Annotated in this window: 3 protein-coding genes; all 3 read right to left on the bottom strand. The window is 74.6% G+C overall.

Translation table 11 applies throughout. The features are described from left to right. The coding region (locus tag C1J00_RS39830; protein WP_102913738.1) for a glycosyltransferase family 2 protein at positions 1-967 on the bottom strand (967 nt) is incomplete at its 3' end. Beyond that, the gene (locus C1J00_RS39825; RefSeq protein WP_102913737.1) at positions 964-2,640 is read right to left on the bottom strand and encodes a carbamoyltransferase family protein; all 1,677 of its coding nucleotides are present in this window, start codon (positions 2,638-2,640) and stop codon (positions 964-966) included. The genes C1J00_RS39825 and C1J00_RS39830, both read right to left, overlap by 4 nt. A 64-nt stretch (positions 2,641-2,704) precedes the next feature. Continuing rightward, positions 2,705-3,670 (bottom strand): NAD-dependent epimerase/dehydratase family protein, encoded by a 966-nt coding sequence (locus C1J00_RS39820; protein WP_102913736.1) that lies wholly within the window; start codon positions 3,668-3,670, stop codon positions 2,705-2,707. Positions 3,671-3,891: the final 221 nt, after the last annotated feature.

Here is a 3,891-nt window from a genome sequence, read left to right as displayed (position 1 = left end):
GCCAGTGCCAGGTCGCGGCGGGCGGGATCAGGGCGCTGGTCACCGTCATGGTGAGCACCTCGTCGCGGGTGCCGGGGCCGGGCATGATGCGGGCGAGGGCGAACTCGGCGGTGCCGGCCAGCCACGTGGCGGCGCAGGCCGCGGCGGCCCGGTGCCGGCCGAGCAGGGCGCAGCCGAGCGCCGCCACTCCCGCTCCGGTCACCGCCAGGTGCAGGGGCAGACGCCCGCGGGGGGCCTCGGCCCGGCGCCACCAGTGGCGGCCGTGCAGCCGGGTCATCAGCACGTCGTCGGCGTTGCCCGCCTGGAGGCGGACGGAGATCCAGGGCCCGGCCTGCCGCACGGGGTGGGTGGTGGTGCGCCGGCCGGTGGTGAGGGTCCAGCCGGCGTCGAGCGTGCGCAGGGCGAGGTCGGCGTCCTCCCGGAAGGCCCGCCGGAAGCGTTCGTCGAATCCGCCGACGGCCACCAGCGCGTCCCGCCGGTAGGCCATGTCGGCGGTGATCCAGCGGGCGTCGGCGAGACCGGCCGTGTTGCGTTCCCAGTCTGTGGGGCGCCGGCCGGCGGGCAGGGGCACCTCGATGCGGGCGGTGATCCCGGCGGTGCGCGCGGTCGCCGTGGCCAGGTCCAGGGTCAGGTCGTCGCCCCAGGTGGGTCCGGGTACGACGTCGTCGTCGAGGAAGACGATCCAGGGCACGTCACCGGCGGCCCGCCAGCCGAGGTTGCGCGCGGCGGCCGGTCCGCGCGCCCCGCCGGGCACGATGACGGTGCGCGCGCGCAGGGACGGCGGGACGTCGGCGGTGAGGGCGACCCGGGCCGGGCCGGGCCGGTCGTCGACGAGGACGATCCGGACCGGGCCCGGCCCGGCGGCCTCGGCGAGGGCGTGCAGACAGGCGCCCAGGGTGGGGCGGCCGAGGGTCGGGATCACCACGGCGTACTCGGCGTCGGGCGCCGGCGCGTCGGGTTCGGTCATCGGGGGCCTCCGGCGTCGTCGCTGCGGGAGTCGGTACGGAAGAGATCGCCGCGCCGGATCGCGTACGGGCCGATGGCCAGCAGGTCGACGGGCGAGGAGCCGAAGCACTCCAGGGCGTCACGCGGGTCGTCGACCATGGGCCGGCCGGCCGTGTTGAGGCTGGTGTTGACGACCACGGGCAGGCCGGTGAGCCGCTCGAACCCGCCGAGCATGGCGGCGACCAGCGGTTCGCGGGCCGGGTCGACGGTCTGGATGCGGGCGGTGCCGTCGACGTGCACGACGGCCGGGATCCGCTCCCGCCACGCCGGGGCCACGTCGTGCACGAACAGCATGTACGGGCTGGGCAGCGGGCCGTCGAAGAGGTCGGCGGCACGGTCGGCGAGGACCATGGGCGCTACGGGCCGGAACTGTTCGCGGCCCTTGACGTCGTTGAGCCGTTCCAGGTTTCCCGCGTGACCGGGGTGGGCCAGCAGGGAGCGGTGGCCGAGTGCCCGGGGGCCGTACTCGGAACGCCCCTGGAACCAGGCGACGATCCCGTTGTCCGCGAGGGCGCGGGCGACGGTCGCGGCGATGTCCGGGGGCCGCTCGAAGGGGACGGCCGCGGTCTTCAGCCAGGCTCCGAGCTCGGCGTCGGACCACTCCCGGCCGAGGTCGGCACCGGTCATGGACTCCGGTTCGTCGCCCTCCACGGCGGACAGCAGCAGGGCGCCGCCCAGGGCGGTCCCGGCGTCTCCGGCGGCGGGCTGCACCCACACCCGGGAGAAGGGCCCCTCGCGGGCGATACGGGAGTTGGCGACGCAGTTGAGGGCGACGCCGCCGGCCAGGGTGAGCACCCGGTCGTGGGTCCGGCCGTGCAGCCAGCGCACCAGGTCGAGCAGGGTCTCCTCCAGCGCGGCCTGCGCACTGGCGGCGACGTCGGCGTGGTCCTGTGTCCACGGTTCGTCGGGCCCGCGGGGCGGACACAGCTCGTGCCAGGGCACGCCGGTGGCGTGGAAGCCGCCGTCTCCGGTGGGGTACACGTGGCGGCGCAGTTCGGCGAGCATGCGCGGCCTGCCGTGGGAGGCGAGGGCCATGACCTTGAACTCGTCGGAGGAGCGCAGGAAGCCGAGGTGTCCGGTGAGTTCCTCGTAGACCAGGCCGAGCGAGTGCGGCAGGTCCTGGGCGTGCAGCGCCTCCAGGCGGTGGCCCACGCGGCGGGCTGCCAGGTGGGAGGCGCGTTCGCCACGGCCGTCGAGGACCAGGACGGAGGAGTCTGTGGCGTCCGGTGCGGCGAAGGCACTGGAGGCGGCGTGCGCCATGTGGTGCGGAACGAAGCGGACGAGGCCGGGGTCGAGACCGGGCAGGGCGGCCTTGAGGAAGGCGGGTGCCTCGCGGGCGTAGGTCAGCCGCAGGTGGTCCCACGGGTCGTCCAGGCCCATGTCCTCGGCGGGCCGGGCGAGTTCGGGGTCGAAGGAGTAGGTGACCGCGTCGAGGTCCCGCGGGCGCAGCCCGGCCCGCCTCAGGCACCAGGCCGCGGCCTGCTCGGGCAGCTCCCAGGCGGAGAACGGCAGGGGCCTCTTGCCGTGCTTGCGCCGGGAGAACCGCTCCTCCTCCGCGGCGGCGACGGTCCGCCCGTCGATCACCAGGGCGGCGGCGGGGTCGTGGAAGAGGGCGTTGATTCCGAGGATGCGCATGGGGAGACGTGCCTTCCGGCGGTCGGGGGCACCCGGCGCGGGAGTGCGGGGTGCCCGGGCGGGGTCACTCCTCGGTACCGGCCTCGCGGAACCAGGCGATCGTGCGCCGCAGCCCCTCCTCGGCGCGGACCTGCGGGTCCCAGCCGAGCTTGTCGCGGGCCAGGGTGATGTCCGGGCAGCGCACGGCCGGATCGTCCACCGGGCGTTCGATGTAGCGGATCTCCGAGGACGACTCGGCGAGTTCGACGACCAGGCGTGCCAGGTCGAGCATGGTGATCTCGGTCGGGTTGCCGATGTTGACGGGGCCGCGCATGCCGTGGGCGGCGGCGGAGAGGATGCCGCGCACGGTGTCGTCGACGTAGCACAGCGACCGGGTCTGGCGGCCGTCGCCGGTCACGGTGAGGGGGTCGCCGGCCAGGGCCTGCCGTACGAAGGTGGGCACCGCGCGTCCGTCGTGGCCGCGCATCCGGGGGCCGTAGGTGTTGAACAGCCGCACGATGCAGGTGTCGGTGCCCTCGGCGTCGGCGTGGGCGGTGGTCAGTGCCTCGCCGAAGCGTTTGGCCTCGTCGTAGACGCTGCGTGGGCCGACGGGGTTGACGTTGCCCCAGTAGCGCTCGTCCTGGGGGTTCTGCAGCGGGTCGCCGTAGACCTCGGAGGTCGAGGCGAGGACGAAGCGGGCTTCGGAGGAGTGCGCGAGCTCCAGGGCGTTGCGGGTGCCGAGGCTGCCGGTCTCCATCGTGTGCAGCGGAAGGCGCAGGTAGTCCGCCGGAGACGCCGGCGAGGCGAAGTGCAGGACGAGGTCCGGCGGCCGTTTGATCCGCAGGCCCTCGGTGACGTCGGCCTGGACGAGCGTGAAACCGGGCTGTTCGAGCAGCGGCGATATGTTCTCGGGCCGGCCGGTGCTGAAGTCGTCCACGCAGGTGACGGCCGCGCCGGCGTCCAGCAGGGCGGCGCACAGATGGGAGCCGACGAACCCGGCGCCGCCGGTGACGACGGCGTGTTCCCAGTTCCGTGAGAGGGCGGTGGTCATGTCGGTCTCTCCTCCGTCGGCGGCGGCGCGCGGCACGACGGCCGCGCCTCGGTCCGGCGAACCGGTCGCCGGCGGGCCGTCGAGCCCAAGCTCAGCCTCCGCCGACCGTGCGCGCACGGCACGGTCACGTACGGCAAACCGGTGAGTCACGGACGGTGAGAAGCCTGTCACTTATACACATCTCCGAGCCCACGAGACTAGCGCTCATCTCGTAAGCCGTC

Source organism: Streptomyces cahuitamycinicus (assembly GCF_002891435.1).
GTDB classification, from domain to species: Bacteria; Actinomycetota; Actinomycetes; order Streptomycetales; family Streptomycetaceae; genus Streptomyces; species Streptomyces cahuitamycinicus.
This window is presented reverse-complemented; position numbering and strand designations above follow the sequence as displayed.

Coding starts and splice junctions, on each gene's coding strand:
- C1J00_RS39825 (WP_102913737.1), bottom strand. CDS start 2,640: ATGCGCATCCTCGGAATCAACGCCCTCTTCCACGACCCCGCCGCCGCC.
- C1J00_RS39820 (WP_102913736.1), bottom strand. CDS start 3,670: ATGACCACCGCCCTCTCACGGAACTGGGAACACGCCGTCGTCACCGGC.